The organism is Vibrio sp. 704, assembly GCF_033339295.1.
In genome coordinates, this window is record NZ_JAWOUH010000008.1 from 120,206 (window position 1) to 141,710 (window position 21,505).

The following is a 21,505-nucleotide window of genomic DNA, read 5'->3' on the forward strand; positions in this document are numbered from 1 at the left end:
CTTTACGAGGTAAGGGTTATATTTCCAATATTATCGAAAGGTTTATTTGTAATCATCGTTATTCAACGATAAACTGATGGACCTCCAATACGATACCCAAGGCGATTTTGTAGTAAACCGCTGCTAAATATGAGTCGGTATTAGTAATCACAAACAAACGGCAATCAAGACCTTATGTACGCATTAGAAATTGAACAACTGCGCAAGACGTATGCAGGTGGCTTTGAGGCGTTAAAAGGTATAAGTCTCCAAGTGAAAAAGGGTGACTTCTACGCGCTTCTGGGTCCCAATGGTGCAGGAAAATCGACCACGATTGGCATCATTTCCTCCTTAGTGAATAAAACCTCCGGAACGACGAAAGTTTTCGGTTATGACATTGATACCGACCTCGAATTGGCCAAGCAGAATTTAGGCTTGGTGCCACAAGAGTTCAACTTCAACCAGTTTGAAACCGTTGAGCAAATTGTGATGCAGCAAGCTGGCTATTACGGTGTGTCTAAAGTGTTAGCCAAAGAAAGAGCAGAAAAATACCTGAAAAAATTGGATTTATGGGAAAAACGCCAAGAGCGTGCTCGTAACCTATCCGGTGGGATGAAGCGTCGTTTAATGATCGCAAGAGCTTTGATGCACGAGCCGCAATTACTCATTTTAGATGAACCAACGGCTGGAGTGGATATTGAACTACGCCGCTCAATGTGGGGGTTTCTGAAAGAGATCAACCAAGAGCAAGGAATTACGATTATTTTAACGACACACTACCTAGAAGAAGCGGAGATGCTGTGTCGAAATATCGGCATTATTAATCGTGGTGAGCTGATTGAAAATACCACCATGAAGGCGTTACTAGGTAAGCTAAGCGTCGAGACATTTATCTTGGATATTGAGTCAGAAGTCGAGGTGCCTGAGCTTGAAGGTGTTAATCGACAAAGTATTGTTGATGGCTCTTTAGAGATAGAACTAGATAAGAGCCAAGGATTGAATTCGGTATTCAGTCAGTTAACAGAGCATGGCATTAAAGTTCTCTCAATGCGTAACAAAGCCAACCGACTTGAAGAGTTGTTTGTCAGCATTGTAAGAGAGGGGAGTAATTAAATGTACGGTTTATATTGGACGGCATTTCGCAGCTTGCTGAGCAAAGAAGTCACTCGTTTTACACGTATTTGGGTGCAAACCTTAGTGCCGCCAGCCATTACGATGACGTTGTACTTCATCATTTTCGGCAATCTTATTGGCTCTCGAATTGGTGAGATGAGCGGCTTTAGTTACATGGAGTACATTGTTCCAGGTTTGATCATGATGTCGGTGATCACTAACTCATACTCGAACGTGGCGTCGTCATTCTTTAGTGCAAAGCTACAGAAGAATATTGAAGAACTGCTGGTGGCACCGGTACCAAACTATGTGATTATTGCTGGCTATGTGATGGGCGGCGTGACTCGAGGTTTGTTGGTCGGTGCAATTGTTACTTGTGTGTCACTTTTGTTCGTTGATTTGCAAGTGGAGCACTGGGGCATTATTGTCGCGACTGTCTTCATGACGTCGGTTGTATTTGCTCTCGGTGGCTTGATCAATGCGGTTTACGCAAAAACGTTTGATGATATTTCGATCATCCCTACGTTTGTATTGACTCCTTTAACTTACTTGGGAGGAGTCTTTTATTCGATCAGTCTGCTGCCTGAATTTTGGCAAGGTGTTTCTAAGATCAACCCAATCGTCTACATGGTGAATGCGTTCCGCTACGGCTTTTTAGGTGTCTCGGATGTGGGCATTGTCACTTCATTTAGTGTACTTGCAGTGTTTGTTGTTGCACTGTATGCCATTGCGCATTATCTAGTAACCAAAGGGATTGGGCTAAGAAGCTAAGCCATTCTCATAAAGCAAAGAGCGGCGATTCACGCTGCTCTTTCGCGTGCATAACAATACATACCCATACAATTTTTCGGTTTTTATCATGGTAGGTTTCAATCATTTGTAATAAATGAGTGATCCTATGAATATTGTCCCGCCGCCGCCTTTCTCCTATCAGTTACTTAAGCCCAAATATTGGTCTGTATGGCTGGCATTTGGATCTTTAGCGATTCTTGTTAATGTACTGCCATACGTAGTATTGCGAATCTTAGGTAGAAGCATCGGCTGTATTGCGATGCATGTAATGAAGCGCCGACACAAGATCGCTCTGCGTAATCTCCAGCTGTGTTTCCCTGATTTTACGGATTGGCAATGTAAGGACGTAGTACGAAAAAACTTTCAATATACTGGAATGGCGATCATCGAAACTGGTATCGCCTGGTTTTGGCCAGATTGGCGGATACGTCGGATAACCTCTATTGTTGGAAAAGATCGTTTACTCGCTGAGGAAAAGAATGGACGTGGTGTGTTGGTGGTGTGCAGTCACCATTTAAACTTGGAGATAACCGCTCGTATTTTTAGCCAGTTTGCCCAAGGTTATGGCGTTTATCGCCCAAATTCGAATCCTGCTTATGAGTTTATTCAACATCGAGGTCGAACTCGTTTTGGACATCAAATGATTGATCGAAAAGACGTGAAATCAATGCTCAAAGTTCTGAAGAATGGTCATCGACTTTGGTATTTGCCCGACCATGATTATGGCGTTAGCCATTCTGTTTTTGCGCCGTTTTTTGCTGTTGAACAAGCGGCGAGTACCGTCGGGTCTAGTGTTCTCATTGATGCAACAAAGTGCGCGGTTATATCTGGCGTTACAGTGAGTAAAAATCACCATTACACGCTGTACATTGGAAAAGACATTAGCGAGCGTTTCGAGAGACGTAATGCGGTTAAAGCGGCAAGCATCTTGAACCAAGAGCTTGAGAAAATGATAAAACGTGATATTCCAGCGTGGATGTGGCTGCACAAGCGGTTTAAAACTCGCCCTGAAGGGTTAGATTGCGTCTATACGTAGAGTATAAAAAAGGTCGACTAAGAGTCGACCTTTTTACTTTTATGGCTCAGAGCTTACTCTGCGTTCTCTGAGTTTGTATTGTTAGATTCAGCTTCTTCCTTCGCTTCGACAACCATATCTACCGTTTGGTTATCGATAAGACGAGCTTTGCCTAGGAACGCAGACATCAGAATGACAGCTTGTGTCGTTTCTGGTGTGATCACTTGTAATGTACGAGCATCACGAATGAAGATCTCATCAGGGTGCAGACCTGCAGCTCGAAGTTGGTCGCTTGCATCTTCGATGATCGATGCGTAGTCATCGCGGCCACCGCGAATGGCACTACTGATCCAACGCATTGTACGAGCAAGTACAGGAGCACGTTGGCGCTCGTCCAGCGTAAGCAAGCCATTGCGTGAACTCATTGCTAAACCGTCCATTTCACGTACGGTTGGTACACCGATGATTTCAATGTCCATTGCTAGGTCATCAACCATCTTGCGGATAACAGCAAGTTGTTGGAAGTCCTTCTCGCCGAAGCACGCGACATCCGGTTGTACGATGTTAAACAGCTTATTCACAATCGTCGTCACGCCACGGAAATGACCTGGTCGAGACGCGCCTTCGAGAATTGTTGATAGGCCAGGGACATCGACGAAGGTTTGCTTATCCAGACCTTCTGGGTAGATAACTTCTGGTGTTGGCGTAAATACCACATCGACCCCTTCAGAGGTTAACTTGCTTAAGTCTTCCTCTAGCGTGCGTGGGTAATTATTTAAATCGTCTGCACGATCAAACTGCATCGGATTAACAAAGATGCTTACGACAACGATATCAGCGTATTCGCGTGCTTTACGCACTAAAGTTAAGTGGCCTTCGTGAAGGTTGCCCATGGTAGGGACAAACGCCACTTTACGACCTTCACGTTTAAAGGTTTTAAGTTGTTCACGAACTGCTGAGATTTCCGCAAAAGTTTGCATGCATTTATCCTCTAGGCAATGGTATGAGCGTCGTCTGGGAATACACCGTTGGCTACATCTTCAATGTATTTAGTAACGGCTTTGCGCATATCACCTGTTTCAGAAAGAAAGTTTTTGGAGAATTTCGGCATGTAGTTGGCAGAAATACCAAACATATCATGCATTACGAGAATCTGACCATCTGTTACGTTACCTGCACCAATACCGATAACAGGAACGTCAAGCACTTGCGTAATACGTTCAGCAAGCTCAGCTGGTACGCATTCTAGTAAGACGATTTGAGCGCCTGCTTCTTGCAGCGCTAATGCGTCTTTTACCATGCGGTCTGCTTTTTCTTGATCGCGACCTTGGATTTTGTAACCACCAAAAATATTAACAGCTTGAGGAGTTAAACCAAGATGAGCACAAACTGGAACTGATCGTTCAGTGAGCATTTTCACCGTGTCGACAAGCCAGTCACCACCTTCAATTTTTACCATATTGGCACCAGCACGCATCAGTTTAGCCGCATTTTCGCAAGCTTGCTCTGGCGTGGTGTAGCTCATGAATGGCATGTCTGCCATCAACAAACAATTTGGGCTACCAGCGCGTACGCAACGAGTATGGTAAGCGATATCATCGACCGTTACTGGTAGAGTATCGTTGTGACCTTGCAAAACCATACCTAGAGAATCACCGACAAGAAGTACTGGCATTTCTTGGCTTTCAAACAGTTGGGCAAAGCTCGCATCATAAGCGGTTGAAGTAGCAAATTTACGACCTTCTTGCTTCCACTTGATTAGGTCGTTGATGGTCATTTTTTTCATGGTTTTATCCTTACTAGGAGTTGGCTATGACTGCCAGATACTGAGGCCGTTTCTATCTACTTGTTCCAGTAGTTTAGAGACCTCGGTCCCATCAGGGAGTTGTAAACTTGGTGCAATTTCCGCAAGAGGGTAGAGTACGAATTCACGCTCTTTCATTCCATAATGAGGAACGATCAGCCTCTCGGAATTAATCACCTCATTGCCATAAAGCACAATGTCAAGGTCCAAGGTTCTTGGTCCCCAGCGTTCGTCTTTACGGACACGCCCTTGTTCTTGCTCTATAGCTTGTGTGCAATTGAGCAATTCAATAGGCGTCAAACTGGTGTTAATAGACACAACCGCATTGATGTAATCCGGTTGGTTTTGTGGCCCCATTGGCGTGCTGCTGTATAGCGAAGAAGCTTGAACAAACTCTGATTTAGGCAGCGTTTTTAATGCTTCAATCGCTTGCTTCGCTTGGCTGATAGGATCAGCCAAGTTACTGCCTACCGCAATGTACGCTGTAATCATGATTTGGGCTTACTCTTTTTCTTGCGATAAGTTTTACGGCGGCGCTGGCCTGTTTTCGGTGATTGACCGTCTAAGTCGGCAGCCATTGCTTGACGCATTTCTCGGCCTGCATTTTGAAAAGTTTCCCACCACTTGGCAAGCTTCTGAGTGTCACCACCTTCAATTTCACCGCGCATTTCAAGAAAATCAAAGCCAGCTCTAAATTTATTGAGCTCCATAAGACGGAATGCACGTTTACCGTTACGTCGTGGAAGACGAAGCTGTAACTGCCAAATCTCGCGAATGGTTGCGGTGTGGCGTCTTGGAATGGCAATTGTGCGAACTTGCTCGTCAAGAATGATGTTGCTCGCTTCCATAATGGCGTCGTAATGGCCTAAGTTGCGCTCTTCCATCAGTTCATCGGCTTTCGCACACAGTGGGTACCACAGCATTGCAGCAAACATAAATGCTGGATTGATGCGTTTCCCATCTTCGATGCGCATGTCGGTAGAATCTAGGACAAGATCCAACATCTGCTCAGTGTGAGAGGAGTAATCTTCTGTAAAGTGCGCTGCAATCGTCGGGAATAGTTGCTGGAATAGGTTGTACTCACGCAGTAGGTGGTAGGTTTCTAAGCCATGACCGGATTGCAATAATTTGAGTGACTCTTCAAAAAGACGCGCTGACGGAATGTCACCGAGCAACGGTGCCATGTGTTCGATTGGCGCTGCGGTGTCTTCTTCAATATCAAAGTCTAGTTTTACCGCGAAACGAACCGCACGCAGCATGCGCACAGGGTCTTCACGGTAGCGTGTTTCTGGATCACCAATCAGTCGAATTAGGCGATCTTCTAAATCTTCAATACCACGTGCGTAGTCGTGAATCGAGTAATCTGCGATGTTGTAGTACATCGAGTTAATCGTGAAATCACGGCGCTCAGCATCTTCATCGATGGTGCCGTAGACGTTGTCACGCAGCAGCATACCCTCTTTTGATTGCTGAGAAATGCTCTTATTCTTTTGCTCTTGGTGGTGACCACGGAATGTCGCAACCTCAATGATATCTCGGCCAAACATAATATGAGCCAAGCGGAAGCGGCGACCAATCAAACGGCAGTTACGAAATAGCTGTTTGATCTGTTCCGGCGTTGCGTTGGTCGCAATGTCAAAATCTTTTGGTTTTTGTCCAAGCAGTAAGTCTCGAACCCCGCCACCCACAAGAAAAGCATCGAAACCAGCACCATTTAGGCGGTACAGTACCTTCAGCGCATTATCACTGATCTGCTTACGCGAAATGTTGTGCTCTTCACGAGTTATTACATTGAGAGCGAGCTCTGGAATTGTGGCAGGTTCGCTTGGTGTATAGTCGTTTGTATTCATGTGCATCTGGCAATAACTGGGTTTAATCCAATCTTGCTTTGGTTAGTTTTATACGCCTCTAGGGCCTAATTTGCGGCTAATGATAGCCTACACAATGCCATTTGAGAATCACGGTGTGATCTCGATCTCTGCTGGAAGCTGTTCCAAGCGCCAGTTTTCGCAGCCCCAACGAAGAATATCTTCTATGTTGGCCGCCCTTACGGTTTCAGGTATCTCGAAACCTAAAAATGTCATGGCGCGCAATAGAGTAGGTTTTGGTGTATCTATATCAATAGCCGTCGCGTGATTTTGTTTCGACAATTTATTGCCGTTGTTGTCCATCGCCAATGGTAAATGCAAGTAGCTAACTTCAGGCTGACCAAGTATTTGGTACAGGCTAATTTGACGCCCTGTCGGCTCGATTAAGTCTGCACCTCGCACGACTTCTGTGACGCCTTGGTCGATGTCGTCCAATACTACCGCAAGATTATAAGCAAATAATCCATCTCGACGTTTAATAATGAAATCTTCATTAACGAGTTGCTCTGGAATAGTAATGGTTCCCCGTTTTTGGTCGAGGAAATGAGCGACAGGCTTGGTCATTTTTAGGCGAATCGCGCCGTCTTTCAAGTTTTTATCGCGGCAAGTGCCAGGATAAAAACCGCCATGCTCTTTAATTTGCTTACGAGTACATTGGCAATAATAGGCTTCCCCATTTTCGAGCCATTTGTTTATTTGAGCTTGGTAAAGGTCGTGACGTTCGCTCTGGTATACCACTTCTCCATCCCAATGCAGCTGATAGGCCTTGAGTGCCTCTAGGATAAGTTGCGCTGCACCTGGCATTTCTCTTGGTGGGTCTAAGTCCTCAATACGTACTAACCAAGCTCCGTTTTGTGCTTTCGCTTGAAAATAACTGCCAAGAGCGGCAATCAGTGAACCAAAATGCAGTGGACCAGAAGGAGATGGGGCGAATCGACCTACATAGCGTGTCATGCGTGTATCTCGAATTTAGTAAACAAATAGGGTGCGAAGATAGCCAAAACAAAAAGGGAGCCTGAGCTCCCTTCAACAATCATAATGCTGGGTGATTAACCTTGCATTTGCTTCTCTTTGATTTCTGCAAGTGTTTTACAGTCAATACAAAGGTCAGCGGTTGGACGTGCTTCAAGACGGCGAACGCCAATCTCTACGCCACAAGACTCACAGAAGCCAAAATCGTCTTCTTTGATTTTATCCAAAGTCTTTTCAATCTTCTTGATCAAACGGCGTTCGCGGTCACGGTTACGCAGTTCTAGGCTGAACTCTTCCTCTTGAGAGGCGCGGTCAACTGGATCTGGGAAGTTTGCTGCTTCGTCCTGCATGTGGTGAACAGTACGATCCACTTCAGCTCTTAGCTGGTCGCGCCAAGCTGTTAAGATTTTCGTAAAGTGTTCAACCTGCTCTGGTGACATGTACTCTTCACCAGGTTTTTCCTGATATGGCTCCACGCCGGCAATGGCTAGGATGCCTATCGTTTTCTTCTTTGATTCTGGCATACAGCATCTCCTACTTACACCTAGTCAACTGCTACGCAGTCAATTTAAGGCGGGTATCTATAGCAAAAAGAGGCGGTGCAAGCAAATACTGAATCGCAAAGTTATCGTCAATGTGAAGACGACATCATTTTTTCTCTTAATTGATAAAATCAATAGCGGAAATCAGCTTCATTCCAGTATCGCTCAGTTCAGCTTTGTAGCAGAGAACTTCCACTCCAGCGTCTTGTGCTTGTTTGAGTAATAGTGAATATTTCGCGTCTATATGGTGCGCCGCGGATACTTTTTCAATACCTGAATGTAAAACAGTGAATAAAAGTATGGCTCTACTTCCATTTTGTGCCATTTCTGTGAGCTCTCTCAGGTGTTTTTGTCCCCGAGTCGTGACCGCATCTGGGAAGTATCCTTGTCCAGTAGAGTCGGTCTCATCAAGAAGAGTGACGCTTTTCACTTCTATATAGCACTTTGGCTTGTCGTCTGCGCTGAGCAAGATATCAATTCGGCTATTTTCATTGCCGTATTTCACCTCAGTTTGAAGTGTGTCATAACCACAAAGCTCTGAAATGACATTATTTTCAATAGCCTCTACGGCTAATTGATTGGCGCGCGCGGTATTGATACAAATACGGTGGCCTTGTTCGGTTTCACTCAACTCCCAACTATTGGGGTATTTTCGTTTCGGGTTGTCGGAAGTAGAAAACCAAACCTTGTTTCCGGGCGTAGCACAACCCGTCATTGCACCTGTATTTGCGCAGTGGATTGTACGGATTTCACCAGTATCGAGCTCGATATCGGCAAGAAAGCGTTTATAACGTTTGAGTAGAGTGGCGGACTCTAAAGCGGGTGTGAAATGCATTTGCTTATTTAGACAAAAAATTTTTTATGTACAATGTAGCCACCATTACACCATAAGGTATTTTCTTTGTCACAATTGCCGATTGAAGCCGTGATGCCTGAGTTGCTGACGGCGGTCAAAAATCAACATCAAGTGATCTTAAAAGCGGCGCCTGGTGCCGGTAAGTCGACTTACTTCCCTTTGCAGTTACTCTTAAATCATTCGGTTGCTGGAAAAATCATCATGCTTGAGCCAAGACGACTCGCGGCGCGTAACATTGCCCGTTATCTTGCTGAGCAATTGGGAGAACAAGTTGGTCAACGCGTGGGTTATCGAGTTCGTGGCGAGGCAAAGGTAAGTTCTGCAACGCAGCTGGAGATCGTGACCGAAGGGATCATGACCAGGATGATCCAAACTGACCCTGAACTGGATGGGGTTGATCTACTGATCTTTGATGAGTTTCATGAACGCAGCATTCATGCCGATACCGCTTTGGCATTCAGTTTAGAAGTTCAAGAGGCATTGCGAGACGATCTCAAGCTGGTGGTAATGTCGGCAACGCTTGACCAACAAGCATTACAATCGTTGTTGCCGGAAGCCAGTTACATTGAATCTGAAGGGCGCAGCTTTGATGTGGCAATGCGCTACCAGCCGTTAGGTGTGAACGAGCATTTACCTACGAGTATGGCAAAAACAATAGAAAGTCTTATGAACAAAGAGTCCGGATCTTTGTTGGCTTTCCTGCCGGGTGTTGGTGCCATAAAACAAGTTGAAGAGCGGTTGTCTCATTTAGCGGATGATATCGACATATGCCCACTTTATGGTCAACTGAGTTTTGCAGATCAACAAAAAGCGATTACGCCAGCAGAACAAGGTAAGCGTAAAGTCGTTCTAGCGACCAACATTGCAGAAACTTCACTAACGATTGAAGGCATTCGCCTCGTGGTTGATTCTGGGTTAGAGCGTATTGCCCGCTTTGATTTGAAAAACGGTTTAACACGCTTAGAGCAAACACGCATTGTACAGTCTTCAGCGATTCAGCGTGCAGGACGAGCGGGACGAATAGAAGAGGGCATTTGTGTTCGTCTTTATTCTGAAAGCCAGTTCAAGCAGCAACCGCTGGTTCCCCTACCCGAAATTTTGCATTCCGATTTGGCTAGTTTAGTTATGGAGCTTGCCTTTTGGGGAACGGGTGATATCCACGATCTAAAGTGGCTTGATGTTCCCGCTAATGCGTCATTGGAACAAGCGAAGCAGCTATTGGTGTCATTGGGACTACTGACGGAAAAAGGGCAATTAACGTCCGAAGGAAAACAGGCGCATGAACTAGGCGTTGAGCCTCGTGCGGCTGCGATGCTAATTAAAGCGCTATCTTACAGTGATAAGATGTTAAATGCTGCTTTGGCGGCGGTCGCACTGATTGAAGAGCCAGAGAGAAATGTTACCAATATCGCTCATAGCTTGCATCGTTGGCTTGTTGGTACTCATCCAAAAAAGTCGATGTTGTTCAAGCGTGCTCAATCTCTGGCGTACAAATTGGATACGGTATTTGACCTGAAAGGCGTGGATGAAGATGCATTACCGCTGGTGTTAAGTTTGGCATTTCCAGATCGCATTGCGCAGCAGCGCACAAATCAATTTGGGCGATTTACTTTGGCTAATGGTCATGGTGCAGAATGTCATCAGGAAGACATGCTAGGTGGCTGTGAGTATTTGGTTGCCGTTGACTTAATGCGTTCTCATTCTAATTCAAGTCAAATTCATTCGGCATGTGAATTGGATGTCAATATATTGCGAACGACCTTTGATACGCTATTTTCGTCTGAAGAAGTAGTGGACTGGGATGAAAAAAGAGGCCGTCTAATAGCTGAGCGACAAACAAAACTCGGTCTGCTGGTCGTTGAACGCGAGCCGTTGCCAAGCCCGGGCAAAGAAAAAATGACACAAGCTTTACTCACGTATGTCCGCCGCCAGGGCTTACAGAGTCTAAACTGGACACCGGCAGCGGAGAGCTTGTTGGCTCGGATTCGTTGTGCGGTGGAATGGTTACCTGAGCAGTCATGGCCAGTGTTTGATGAAGCCAGTTTGCTGGATTCATTAGAGGAGTGGTTAGAACCATACATGACGTCTGTCAGCTCGGTTAAAGACCTGAGCAAGATAAACTTGGTCGAAGCGCTTAATGCTCTATTAGGTTGGCCACTCAATCAACAACTGGATGAATGGTTACCTGAGCATTACCAACTACCCACAGGTTCAAAGAAGCGTATCCGTTACCAATATGGCCACGAGCCGATATTATCGGTGCGTATGCAAGAAGTATTTGGGGAGAGTGGTTCCCCAACGGTAGCTCTTGGCCGCAAGCGTTTGGTGCTTGAACTGCTTTCACCGGCACAACGTCCATTGCAAGTAACGTCGGACTTGGCGGCTTTCTGGAACGGAAGCTACAAAGACGTTCAAAAAGAGATGAAAGGGCGCTACCCAAAACACGTTTGGCCAGATGATCCTGCCAATCATGTAGCAACAACGAAAACAAAAAGACAATTGAATAATGACTGACAGCAAGAAGCCTAGCGCGAAAAAAGCGCCAGCGAAGAAAAGTACAACCAATAAAGGAACCGCAAAACAGACTCGACGTACGCCGAGTAAAAAGCCGACTAACGAGAAACGTTCGTGGTTGAAAGTTCTGTGGTCGTTTAGCTGGAAAGCTGGCGTTGCACTTGCCGCTGTTTTGCTGTTTGTTGGGATTTACTTAGATAGTGTGGTGAAAGAACGCTTTGAAGGTCAGCTGTTTGAGCTGCCAACGGTGGTTTATGCCCGTATCTTGAATCTAAGCCCTGGTGAGAATATCACCATCCAAGAACTGCGCAACGAGCTAGATGTGTTGAATTACCGTAAAGTGAGTCAACCTCGTTACCCAGGCGAATATTCCTCTTCTTCCACTCGGATTGAATTGATTCGTCGTCCATTCGAGTTTGCCGATGGTCCCGAGCCGGATCGTCACATTATGCTGCATTTCTCTGATTCCGGCTTGCAACGTATTCAGTCTTTAGAATCTCGAGGAGACCTTGGTTACTTGCGCCTAGAACCGAAGATGTTGGGCATGCTGGAGAAAGACCGTGATGAACAGCGCCTTTTCTTACGTCGTGATCAGTTCCCTGAAATTTTGGTGGATGCACTGCTTGCGACCGAAGACCGGGATTTTTATCAACATGACGGGGTGTCACCGCTCGCGATTGCACGTGCATTGGTTGCGAACATTAAGGCGGGTCGTACTGTTCAAGGTGGTAGTACGCTGACTCAGCAATTGGCAAAAAACCTGTTTTTGACTCGTGATAAAACACTGTGGCGTAAAGTTCGAGAAGCGTATATCGCGCTAATTTTGGATTACCGTTACAGCAAAGATCGTATCTTAGAAGCCTACCTAAACGAAGTGTACCTAGGTCAAAGTGGAGGTGAAGCGATCCACGGGTTTGGCTTGGCGTCGCGTTATTATTTTGGGCAGCCAATTCAGGAGTTGCGAATCGATCAATTGGCGATGTTAGTTGGGATGGTAAAAGGACCGTCTTACTACAACCCAATTCGTTACCCTGAGAGAACGAAAGAGCGTCGTGATCTCGTTCTGCGCCTGTTAATGCAGCAAAACATGTTGACTTCAGAGCAGTATGAACAAGCTGTAAGTCGTCCACTCGATACGCAAAGCAAGCCACGTATTGCGAGCCGTCAGCCAGCTTATTTCCAACAATTGAGTATTGAATTAAAAGAAAAAGTTGGGGAGCGATTTAAGGCAGAGACCGGACTGCGCGTATTTACGTCTCTGGACCCAGTATCGCAAAGCAAAATGGAACAAGCTATCGCGAAAAAGATCCCAGAACTAGCTAAACGGGGTGGTAAAGAGTTAGAAGCCGCAGCTGTGGCCGTTGATCGCCATAGTGGTGAAATCCGTGCGATGGTAGGTGGTAAACGTGTCGGTTATGAAGGCTTTAACCGCGCGCTCAATGCCAGTCGTCCGATTGGTTCTTTAGTGAAACCAGCGATTTACTTAACGGCTCTAGAACAACCGGATAAATACAACCTAGGCACGACGCTACACGACACGCCGTTAAGTCTGAAGAGCAGTAAAGGTAACGTGTGGACGCCGCGCAACTACGATAGAAAATATCGTGGTGATGTGCCACTTTACATTGCTTTAGCGAAATCACTTAACGTACCAACCGTGCGCTTAGGTATGGCACTTGGCATTCCTGAAGTCTCCAATACTTTAGAGCGTTTGGGCGTGAACAAAGACGAAATTCGCCCAGTGCCTTCGATGTTTTTGGGTTCGTTTTCTTTGACGCCATTCGAAGTCGCACAGATGTATCAGACTCTGACGAATTCAGGTAAGCGTGCAAAACTGACCGCTCTGCGCTCAGTCATGGATATGGAAGGTAATGTGCTGTATCAATCCTTGCCTCGTTCATCAAGAGCCGTGGATGAACAAGCAGCATGGCTAACGACCTACGCGATGAAACAAGGGGTTGCTCAAGGCACTGGCCGCTTCTTACAAAGCCAGTTTGGTTGGGCTGCATTGGCAGGAAAAACGGGTACCAGTAATGATAACCGCGATAGTTGGTTTGTCGGTGTTGATGGTCGTGAGGTGACGACAATTTGGCTAGGCCGCGACGATAATAAACCCGTGAATCTAACGGGGTCGAGTGGTGCATTACGAGTATACGCAGAGTACTTGAAGCAGCGTATTCCTGAGCGTTTAGAGCTCCCATGGCCAAGAGAAATCACCACATTAGGGTTCAAGCCTACATCTGATGGAGGTTTAGAAATGAACTGCCGTAGTGATTACAAACTGCCGGTTTGGGATAAAACCGGTCAGATAAAGCAACAGTGTGAGAAGAAATCAAACTGGTTAAATAGCATATTTGATTGGTAGCATCGCCAAATCAACAACATTAGCTTGTTTATCTGATTAATTCTTAGTACATATTAGGGCGTGTTAGTACAGTACTGCTAGCACGCCCTACTTGATCAGATATTCAATAAAGGAAGAAGTGAATGTTCAAAAAGCTGTTATCAAGCCCATCGGTTCGCAACTTTGCGCTTTGGGTTAGTACCTTTTTGATGATCACTCCTTCTGTTTCCCTCGCAAACTCTCTAACAAAAACGGATGACTTGGAACCTCGACCAAAGGTGGCGGTTGTGCTCGCTGGTGGCGGAGCGAAAGGGGCGGCACACATTGGAGTTTTAAAAGCATTGGAAGAAATGCAGATTCCTGTGGATATTGTGACCGGTACCAGTATGGGCGCCTATGTGGGTGGGCTTTATGCCACGGGGATGAGTGCTGATGAAATCGAGAGTTTTATCTACACCGTCGATTGGGGCAGCGGTTATCGAGATCGTGTTGACCGTAGCCAACGTAGAGTTCGTGACAAAGAGTATGAAGACCGCTATCAAATTAATACCGACCTCGGCTTAAGATTCGGTGAGGTACGAGCACCAACGGGTGTGGTGCAAGGCCAGAACATGTTGCGAGTATTGCGTGAGACTACAGGGAACTTAGGGCGATTCGATTCTTTTGATGATCTTGCCATTCCCTATCGTTCTGTTGCGACAGATATTCTTGCCCTAGAAGAAGTCGTACTGGGCAATGGTTACCTTGTTGATGCAATGATGGCTAGCATGTCTGTACCAGGAGCGCTTCCTCCTTATAAGCTCAATGGCCATATGCTTGTTGATGGCGGCGTCGTCAATAACATGCCTGTCGATGTGGCTCGCGCCATGGGGGCTGATGTCGTTATTGCCGTCGATATTAGCACCGATTACAAAACCGAAGATGAATTTACGGGGCTGTTTACTGTCGCGGACCAACTCTCTAACTATCTCGTTCGTCGTAGTACACAACAGCAAGTGGACGAGCTTGAACCTCAAGATATCTATATTCGTCCCAATGTGGGCACCATGGAAACCGTCGAGTTCGACAAAATGCCTTGGGCTTTTCAAGCTGGGTACGATATTACCAAGCAATTAAAAGACAAGCTGAAAGAGTTACGCTTGTCCAACGCGGACTATCAAAAATACATCGATCGCAAACAAGAAGTTCGTAAAACTTTGATTTATGGCGATCAGCGTGTGGTTGATGACATAGTGATTGTTAATAACACGCACTACAGCGATGTGTTGTTGACGAATCGTATTGAATTAGAAACCGGACGTCGTATTTCAACGGCCGAAATTGAGAAAGCCGTTGAAAACCTCTACGCGTTAGATCGGTTCGAGCTCATCACTTATCACTTTGAAGAGGTGGATGGTGAGACATTGTTGGTTTTTGATGTTAACGAGAAGTCGTGGGGGCCTAATTATCTCAACTTCCGATTTTTTCTTGAAGATGACTTCGATACAGATAGCCAGTACGGCATAGGAATATCGACCAACTTTACCAACTTGAACTCTCATGGCGCGGAGTTGGCGTTCAACGTAGAAATGGGCACGGATAAGCTGATTGAAGCTGAGTTGTATTCCCCTGTTTTATCTAGCCAAGAACTTTTTGTATCGGGGCGAATTTCCTATGGCAGTGAGAGCCGAAACTTACCTTTAACAGAGCCTCAAGCACCAGATTTAGAGTCAGTAAATGACTTTTTTCCGGTCACTTACGATGATTTTACAACAGAGTTAGCGATAGGTATCCAACCCACATTGTGGCAAGAACTTCGATTTGGCGCTCGCTACTCTACCGGAGATATTGAGCTTTCTACTTTGGCTTCTGCTGGTAAATTGGATTTTGAACGTCGTGGTCTGTTTGCCAATTATCGCCTAGACACACTTGATGATTTCGCATTTCCGACTCGTGGGCTTTTAGTCGATCTCGAATATTTAGTGTCTCATGATCAAAGTCCTCAGGGCGTTAGCCTTTTAGAAACTGACAAAATTATTGAAGATACCGTTTATGAAATCTCTGCACGATTTAAAGGTGCAGTGAGTCATCAGCGTCATACTTTAGTCGGACATGCTGAATATAGTTTTGTAGAGAGTAAAAACTCATCTTTACCGCTTGATCCCAGAGAGTTGGGCGGCTTCTTAAGCCTATCGGGAATCCCAAGAAATAGCCTGATCGGACAGAACTTATTTTTCAGCAGTTTGGTGTACCGATATAAGTGGTTTGATAATGATTTCGGATTGTTTGAAGCTCCAGTCTACCTGGGCGCATCGGTCGAATATGGCGGTGTTTGGTCTGATAATGATCTGAAACTAAACGAAGCGCCGCTTTACAATGCTGGTTCCATCTTCTTTGGTGTTGACTCACCAATAGGACCAATAATGTTGGCATACGGTCGTACCGAGCAAGATTTGGATGCTGTGTATTTGATCGTAGGAACATCGTTTAATTAACCGGGTATGAGAAAGCAAAAACTTGGCATATTTGGTCAAAATTAGCAGAACTTTAGTCGTAAGTTGCTATGTTGGTCAAAATGATAAGATTTTAATTTAAGGTTAAATTTGCTATTATTTTGCCCACAGTTTGGCCTCTACGGCGCTGTTTCTCAATCATAATTGAATGAAAACAAGGGCAATGGAGAGCCAAGTTTCCAAGGATGTTCACTCCTTTACTTTAACAATAGTAATAATAGAGGAGGAACCGCAATGAGAGGAAAAAGTCGTGCTTGAAGCCTACCGTAAACACGTCGAAGAGCGTGCTGCTGAAGGAGTTGTTCCTAAACCGCTAGACGCAGAACAAGTTGCTGGACTTGTAGAACTTCTGAAAAATCCCCCGCAAGGTGAAGAAGAAGTCATTCTTGACCTACTTGAAAACCGTATCCCTCCAGGTGTTGATGAAGCTGCTTATGTAAAAGCGGGTTTCCTAACAGCAGTAGCAAAAGGTGAAGTTAAATCACCATTAGTGAGTCGTGAAAAAGCGGCTGAACTGCTAGGCACTATGCAAGGTGGTTACAACATCGAACCGCTAGTTGAGCTATTGGATGATGAAGCACTGGCAGAGATCGCAGTAAAAGCGCTGTCTCATACGCTGCTGATGTTTGATGCTTTCTATGACGTAGAAGAGAAAGCGAAAGCTGGCAATGCGCATGCACAGAAAGTACTTCAATCATGGGCTGATGCTGAGTGGTTCCTTTCTAAGCCTAAGCTTGAAGAAAAAGTCACTCTAACCGTATTTAAAGTAACAGGTGAAACGAACACGGATGACCTTTCACCTGCACCTGACGCTTGGTCTCGCCCTGATATTCCAGTACACGCACTGGCGATGCTTAAAAACGAGCGTGAAGGAATAAACCCTGATCAACCGGGTACTATTGGCCCGATCAAGCAAATTGAAGAGTTAAAAGACAAAGGTCATCAATTGGTTTACGTTGGTGATGTTGTTGGTACTGGCTCTTCACGTAAATCGGCAACAAACTCAGTGCTTTGGTTTATGGGTGATGATATCCCTTACGTTCCAAACAAACGAGCTGGTGGGTATGTGCTTGGTGGCAAAATTGCCCCTATCTTCTTTAACACAATGGAAGATGCTGGCGCACTACCAATCGAAGTTGACGTAACTAAGCTCAACATGGGCGATGTTATCGATGTTTACCCATATGAAGGTAAAGTTTGCAACCACGAAACTGGTGAGGTTCTAGCTGAGTTCTCGCTAAAAACAGAAGTACTGATTGATGAAGTTCGTGCTGGTGGTCGTATCCCATTGATCATCGGTCGTGGTTTGACAGACAAAGCGCGTCAATCGCTAGGTCTTGAGCCTTCGGATGTATTCCGTAAACCTGGTGAAATCGCAGATTCTGGCAAGGGTTACACGCTTGCACAGAAAATGGTTGGTAAAGCATGTGGCGTAGAAGGCATCCGTCCTGGAACCTACTGTGAGCCGAAGATGACGACAGTAGGCTCGCAAGATACTACTGGCCCTATGACTCGTGATGAACTTAAAGACTTGGCGTGTCTCGGCTTCTCTGCTGATCTTGTCATGCAGTCTTTCTGTCACACATCGGCTTATCCAAAACCAGTAGACGTTAACACTCACCATACACTTCCGGACTTTATTATGAACCGCGGTGGTGTATCTCTTCGTCCTGGTGACGGTATTATCCACTCATGGCTGAACCGTATGCTACTACCGGATACTGTCGGTACGGGTGGTGACTCACATACTCGTTTCCCTCTGGGTATTTCATTCCCAGCTGGCTCGGGCTTGGTTGCCTTTGCAGCTGCGACAGGCGTTATGCCGCTAGACATGCCAGAGTCAATCTTGGTTCGTTTTAAAGGTGAAATGCAACCGGGTATTACACTGCGTGATCTTGTTCATGCCATCCCTTACTACGCGATTCAGCAAGGGCTACTAACGGTAGAAAAAGCGGGCAAGATCAACGAATTTTCTGGCCGTATCCTTGAGATTGAAGGCTTAGAAACGCTAACGGTTGAGCAAGCATTTGAGCTTTCTGATGCATCTGCAGAGCGTTCGGCGGCAGGTTGTACTGTGAAATTGTCTCAAGAGTCGATCGAAGAGTACTTAAACTCTAACATCGTGATGCTGAAGTGGATGATCTCTGAAGGTTACGGTGATCGCCGTACTATCGAGCGCCGCATTACTGCAATGCAAGAGTGGCTAGCAAACCCTGAGCTGATGCAAGCAGATAAAGACGCTGAATACGCACATGTGATTGAAATCGATATGGCTGAAATCAATGAGCCAGTACTATGTGCACCGAATGATCCAGATGACGCTCGTTTGTTGTCTGAAGTACAAGGCACAGCGATTGATGAAGTGTTCATCGGTTCTTGTATGACGAACATCGGTCACTTCCGCGCAGCAGGTAAATTGCTTGATAAGTTCAATGGCCAGTTAGCAACGCGCCTTTGGGTAGCGCCACCAACAAAAATGGATAAAGACCAACTGATTGAAGAAGGCTACTACGGTATCTTCGGACGTGCAGGGGTGCGTATTGAAACGCCAGGGTGTTCACTTTGTATGGGTAACCAAGCGCGTGTTGCAGATAAATCAACAGTAATGTCGACTTCAACGCGTAACTTCCCGAACCGTCTGGGTACTGGTGCGAATGTTTACCTGTCGTCAGCTGAGCTAGCTGCAGTAGGTGCAATTCTAGGTAAGATTCCAACCAAAGAAGAATACCTAGAATACGCGAAGCAAATCGACGCTACGGCAACGGATACGTACCGCTACTTGAACTTCCATAAAATGGATCAATACACCAAGAAAGCGGACGAAGTGATCTTCCAAGAACCGGCATAATCAGAAATGCACAATTCAAAAGCACCTCACATGAGGTGCTTTTTTTATGGGAGCAATTCGCTATACTCGCACCAAATTGATACGAAAGAGGCAATCTCGGTGGAATTTGAATTCATTCGTAACACGTTGATGGGCGAGTACTACGTAAAATGTAGCATGGGACATGAGATTGTAGGGCGCTGGTTGCAAGAAGAAATTGGCAAAGATCCGATGAAGACTGCACAGGTTGAAAAGCTAATTGAGCGGTCATTTTTAGCGCCTTCTCAGGAGCATAACCTAACAGGCACGGAAATTAGCTTGATGATTCAGGGCGACGAAGTTCTTGTACAAGAAAACGCATTAGCCCATGAATATGATGTCGAGATGGAAAGTGAGTTCGACTTCTACAATGCAGAAAGTACAGCAAGTTGTGGGATAGAGGATTTCATGGCACTTATCGAACAGTGGAAAGACTTTTTGAACATTTAATGCACAGTTTTGGGTAACTTCTCTGCCGTTGCTTTAAATTTGTGAAAAGGGCGCACCGATATGGTGCGCCCTTTTTGTTTATAGATATGTAAATTGAGGTTAGTTTTTATTATTCAATAACTTAAAAACTTGGCACGTAGATTGGATTATAAGAAGTGTTTCAGGATGAAAGCTTCGGAGATAACTCAATGAAAATAATCAATGCCATTATTAAGCCGTTTAAATTAGACGATGTACGAGAAGCATTGGCTGATGTCGGTATCGAAGGGATGACAGTATCAGAAGTTAAAGGGTTCGGTCGTCAAAAAGGTCACACGGAATTGTATCGCGGTGCAGAGTATCAAGTCGATTTTCTACCAAAGGTGAAAATTGAAATCGCGACTCACGCAGACAATGTAGATCGCGTTGTTGAAGCAATTACAAAAGCTGCGCAAACCGGAAAAATCGGCGACGGTAAAATTTTTGTTTACGATCTGAACCAAGCGGTGCGTATCCGAACTGGCGAAATGGACGCAGAAGCACTTTAAGAATTCAAAGGATTGGAGATACTTATTATGGAATTAACAACAACAGTAACCGAGTTACGTTACGCACTTGACACCTTTTTCTTCCTCATTTCCGGTGCGTTGGTAATGTGGATGGCAGCAGGCTTTGCGATGCTAGAGGCTGGCCTTGTGCGCTCTAAAAACACAACAGAAATTCTTACGAAGAACATCTGTTTGTACGCCATCGCATGCACGATGTTTCTGATTGTCGGTTATAACATCATGTATGTCGATAATGGAGAAGGAGGCTGGTTACCTTCATTTGGTACGCTAATTGGTACTCAAGGTGAAGGGGCCGACCACTCTTTAGAGTCTGACTTCTTCTTCCAAGTTGTCTTCGTTGCAACTGCTATGTCCGTCGTTTCTGGTGCGGTAGCTGAGCGCATGAAGCTTTGGTCTTTCTTGATTTTCTCTGCGATTTTAACTGCGTTTATCTATCCAATGGAAGGTTACTGGACATGGGGTGGAGGCTTCCTAGCAGAAGCTGGATTTAGTGACTTTGCGGGGTCTGGTATCGTACATATGGCAGGTGCTTCTGCTGCTCTTGCTGGTGTGTTACTGCTTGGCGCGCGTAAGGGTAAGTACGGTAAAAATGGTGAAATCTATCCGATTCCAGGTTCTAACATGCCTTTGGCAACGTTGGGTACTTTTATCCTTTGGTTTGGCTGGTTTGGATTTAACGGTGGTTCTCAGTTGATGGTTTCAGATTTTGAGAATGCTACAGCGGTAGGTCAGATCTTTCTAAACACTAACGCAGCAGCGGCTGCTGGTGCAATTGCGGCGCTATTCGTTTGTAAAACTACTTGGGGTAAAGCCGATTTAACGATGATCCTCAATGGCGCGCTAGCTGGCTTGGTTGCCATCACTGCAGACCCTCTATCGCCATCACCACTGTACGCGGTTGCGATTGGTGCGGTGTCGGGTGCACTAGTAGTATTCAGTATCATTGCTCTAGATAAACTTAAAATTGACGATCCAGTAGGTGCTATCTCAGTTCACGGTGTGTGTGGTTTCTTCGGCCTAATGGTAGTGCCACTGAGCAACGGTGATGCAACGTTTGGTGCACAGCTTTTAGGTGCCGTAGTTATCTTTGCTTGGGTATTTGGTGCTAGCCTAGTTGTGTGGGCAATCTTGAAAGCGACCGTTGGGATTCGCGTTACAGAAGATGAAGAAATGGAAGGTATGGACATGCATGATTGTGGTGTTGGTGCTTACCCAGAGTTTGTTACGGTGAAATAATCATTAGCTTGTAATAAATGGTTACACACTTAACACAATAAAACCTGCTCCGATGAGCAGGTTTTTTAATATTCGTCATTGTCTTCTTATTGAACATACATATAATAACGCAAC

The 21,505-nt window shown here is 45.4% G+C and carries 17 protein-coding genes; 10 read left to right on the forward strand and 7 right to left on the reverse strand.

The features are described from left to right. Positions 1–174: 174 nt before the first annotated feature. The 3 genes from R7R24_RS13400 (at position 175) to R7R24_RS13410 (ending at position 2,920) form a co-directional block, all read left to right on the forward strand. Entirely contained in the window at positions 175–1,092 is a 918-nt protein-coding gene (locus tag R7R24_RS13400) for an ABC transporter ATP-binding protein (RefSeq protein WP_005380000.1), read from the forward strand. Next, entirely contained in the window at positions 1,093–1,863 is a 771-nt protein-coding gene (locus R7R24_RS13405) for an ABC transporter permease (protein WP_005386598.1), read from the forward strand. Between the two features lie 127 nt (positions 1,864–1,990). Then, positions 1,991–2,920, forward strand: coding sequence for a Kdo(2)-lipid IV(A) acyltransferase (locus tag R7R24_RS13410; protein WP_053304122.1), 930 nt, complete (start codon positions 1,991–1,993; stop codon positions 2,918–2,920). A gap of 53 nt (positions 2,921–2,973) precedes the next feature. Here R7R24_RS13410 and panC read toward each other — a convergent pair whose 3' ends face one another. The 7 genes from panC to sfsA all read right to left on the reverse strand — a co-directional run bounded on the left by panC (position 2,974) and on the right by sfsA (position 8,920). Next, positions 2,974–3,879, reverse strand: a complete 906-nt coding sequence (gene panC, locus R7R24_RS13415; protein ID WP_053304121.1) for a pantoate--beta-alanine ligase — start codon at positions 3,877–3,879, stop codon at positions 2,974–2,976. A gap of 11 nt (positions 3,880–3,890) precedes the next feature. Further along, on the reverse strand, positions 3,891–4,685 hold the full coding sequence (gene panB / locus R7R24_RS13420) for a 3-methyl-2-oxobutanoate hydroxymethyltransferase (protein ID WP_054579079.1): 795 nt from the start codon (positions 4,683–4,685) through the stop codon (positions 3,891–3,893). Positions 4,686–4,709: 24 nt separating this feature from the next. After that, positions 4,710–5,195: a 2-amino-4-hydroxy-6-hydroxymethyldihydropteridine diphosphokinase gene (gene folK / locus R7R24_RS13425; RefSeq protein WP_054579080.1), complete on the reverse strand. Its 486-nt coding sequence runs from the start codon at positions 5,193–5,195 to the stop codon at positions 4,710–4,712. Then, the gene (gene pcnB, locus R7R24_RS13430; protein ID WP_005386589.1) at positions 5,192–6,559 is read right to left on the reverse strand and encodes a polynucleotide adenylyltransferase PcnB; all 1,368 of its coding nucleotides are present in this window, start codon (positions 6,557–6,559) and stop codon (positions 5,192–5,194) included. The genes folK and pcnB overlap by 4 nt, the downstream gene beginning before the upstream one ends. A gap of 102 nt (positions 6,560–6,661) precedes the next feature. After that, complete coding sequence (gene gluQRS, locus R7R24_RS13435) at positions 6,662–7,525, reverse strand: tRNA glutamyl-Q(34) synthetase GluQRS (protein WP_005386586.1); 864 nt, start codon at positions 7,523–7,525, stop codon at positions 6,662–6,664. 95 nt (positions 7,526–7,620) lie between these two features. Beyond that, on the reverse strand, positions 7,621–8,067 hold the full coding sequence (gene dksA / locus R7R24_RS13440; RefSeq protein WP_005386584.1) for an RNA polymerase-binding protein DksA: 447 nt from the start codon (positions 8,065–8,067) through the stop codon (positions 7,621–7,623). A 136-nt stretch (positions 8,068–8,203) separates the two neighbouring features. Further along, complete coding sequence (gene sfsA, locus R7R24_RS13445) at positions 8,204–8,920, reverse strand: DNA/RNA nuclease SfsA (RefSeq protein ID WP_017635909.1); 717 nt, start codon at positions 8,918–8,920, stop codon at positions 8,204–8,206. A gap of 66 nt (positions 8,921–8,986) precedes the next feature. Here sfsA and hrpB point away from each other — a divergent pair, with 66 nt between their 5' ends. From hrpB to R7R24_RS13480, 7 genes are all read left to right on the forward strand, one after another. Beyond that, positions 8,987–11,455, forward strand: coding sequence for an ATP-dependent helicase HrpB (gene hrpB, locus R7R24_RS13450; RefSeq protein WP_318119514.1), 2,469 nt, complete (start codon positions 8,987–8,989; stop codon positions 11,453–11,455). Next, positions 11,448–13,820, forward strand: a complete 2,373-nt coding sequence (mrcB, locus tag R7R24_RS13455; protein ID WP_005380020.1) for a penicillin-binding protein 1B — start codon at positions 11,448–11,450, stop codon at positions 13,818–13,820. Before hrpB ends, mrcB begins: the two co-directional genes overlap by 8 nt. Positions 13,821–13,942: 122 nt before the next feature. After that, on the forward strand, positions 13,943–16,273 hold the full coding sequence (locus R7R24_RS13460) for a patatin-like phospholipase family protein (protein ID WP_047102650.1): 2,331 nt from the start codon (positions 13,943–13,945) through the stop codon (positions 16,271–16,273). A gap of 268 nt (positions 16,274–16,541) precedes the next feature. Beyond that, a complete protein-coding gene (gene acnB / locus R7R24_RS13465) occupies positions 16,542–19,139 on the forward strand; it encodes a bifunctional aconitate hydratase 2/2-methylisocitrate dehydratase (RefSeq protein ID WP_005380009.1) in 2,598 nt (865 codons plus the stop codon). Between the two features lie 99 nt (positions 19,140–19,238). Then, positions 19,239–19,607 carry a YacL family protein gene (locus tag R7R24_RS13470; protein ID WP_206946767.1) on the forward strand — a complete coding sequence of 123 codons (369 nt, stop codon included), beginning with the start codon at positions 19,239–19,241 and terminating at the stop codon, positions 19,605–19,607. Between the two features lie 188 nt (positions 19,608–19,795). After that, on the forward strand, positions 19,796–20,134 hold the full coding sequence (locus tag R7R24_RS13475) for a P-II family nitrogen regulator (protein WP_005386570.1): 339 nt from the start codon (positions 19,796–19,798) through the stop codon (positions 20,132–20,134). 27 nt (positions 20,135–20,161) lie between these two features. Continuing rightward, positions 20,162–21,391 carry an ammonium transporter gene (locus tag R7R24_RS13480; protein ID WP_005386568.1) on the forward strand — a complete coding sequence of 410 codons (1,230 nt, stop codon included), beginning with the start codon at positions 20,162–20,164 and terminating at the stop codon, positions 21,389–21,391. Positions 21,392–21,505: the final 114 nt, after the last annotated feature.